This window comes from Streptomyces sp. NPDC021100, from assembly GCF_044333095.1.
Taxonomy (GTDB): Bacteria; Actinomycetota; Actinomycetes; order Streptomycetales; family Streptomycetaceae; genus Streptomyces.
Window position 1 is genome coordinate 1 of the sequence record NZ_JBIRQH010000056.1, and the last position, 1,612, is coordinate 1,612.

At 73.1% G+C, this 1,612-nt stretch carries 1 protein-coding gene; it reads left to right on the forward strand.

Translation table 11 applies throughout. The annotated features are described in order from the left end of the window. Window positions 1–53: 53 nt before the first annotated feature. Window positions 54–1,612 (forward strand): type I polyketide synthase (locus ACH4PU_RS36185; RefSeq protein WP_398282341.1); only part of this gene is annotated, 1,559 nt, incomplete at its 3' end.

Consider the following 1,612-nt stretch of genomic DNA (forward strand, 5'->3'; position numbering starts at 1 on the left):
CGGCGTTGGTGGAGTTGGCGGTGCGGGCCGGTGATGAGGTGGGGTGTGGCCGGTTGGACGACCTCACCCTCACCACACCCCTCGTCCTCCCCGAGAGCGGCGGCGTCCTCCTCCAGGTGACGCTGTCCGGCCCCGACGAGTCCGGCACCCGGCGGCTCAACATCCGCTCGCGTCCGCAGGACGCGCCCCCGGAGCAGCCGTGGACCCGGCACGCCGAGGGCCTGATGTCACCCGGCACGTCCGAGCCGGTCCCCTCACCGACGGCCCTCGACGTCTGGCCCCCGGAGGGAGCGGCCGCCCTTGACGTGACAGGGCTGTACGGCGCGCTGTCCGACGCCGCCGGGCTGGAATACGGACCCGTCTTCCAGGGCCTTCATGCGGCCTGGCGGCGGGGTGAGGAGGTCTTCGCCGAGGTCCGGCTCCCGGAGGGGACCGACACGGCCGGCTTCGGCCTCCACCCGGCCCTGCTCGACGCCGCACTGCACGCCACCGCCCTCGCGACGTCCTCAACCGGCGGTGGCGCCCTGCCCTTCTCCTGGACCGGATTCACGCTGCACGCCGTCGGCGCCGCCGCGCTGCGCGTCCGGCTTACGCCCGACGGCGCGGACTCCGTGGCCGTCCTGGTCACCGACGACACGGGCCGGGTTGTGGCTTCGGCGGAATCGCTGACCCTGCGACCGGTCGCGCCGGAGCAGCTCGACGGCGCGCTGCCGGCCGCCTCCGGCCCCCTGCCCGACCTCTACGATCTCGCATGGCCGGCTCTCCCGCCGGCCGCCGGAGAGCGGCCGGACGGTGACACGTGGTGCTGCCTGGGCGAGACCGGCCTGCCCGCCACTCTGAGGGCCCGGACCCATGACGACCTGGAGTCCCTGGCCGAGGCCGTCGACGCCGGTGCCTCCGTGACCGCCGTGTTGACCGCTCCGGCCGCCGGCGCCGACGACACGCCCGTGACGGCGGTCCGTACCCTCACTCACCGCGGCCTGGCCCTGATCCAGGGATGGCTCGCCGACGACCGGTACGCCACCGCCCGTCTGGTGGTCCTCACCCGGGGAGCCGTCTCCGGAGTGACCGACCCGGCGGCCGCCGCTCTGTGGGGGCTCGTCAGGTCGGCCCAGTCCGAGCACCCCGGCCGATTCGTCCTGATCGACGTGGACGACGACGATGCCTCGTGGGATGCGCTACCCGCTGCTCTCGGCAGCGGCGAGGCCCAACTCGCCCTACGTGCCGGTGAGATTCTGACCCCTCGCCTCGTGCGTGCCGACATCGGAGCCCTCGCCGAAAGCCCGTCGCTGGATCCGGCGGGTGCGGTGCTGGTCACCGGTGGGACGGGTGTACTGGGTGCGTTGGTGGCCCGGCATCTGGTGACGGAGCACGGCGTGCGTCGTCTCGTCCTCGTCAGCCGTCGTGGTCTCCAGGCGCGTGGTGCTGCGGAGTTGGTAGAGGAGTTGTCGGTACTGGGAGCGGAGGACGTGACCGTCGAGGCGTGTGATGCGTCCGACCGTGAGGCTCTGGCGGCCGTGCTGGAGCGCGTACCGGATCTCACGGCCGTGGTGCATACGGCGGGTGTGCTGGACGATGGTCTCGTCGAGTCCTTGACTCCGGAGCGGTTGGA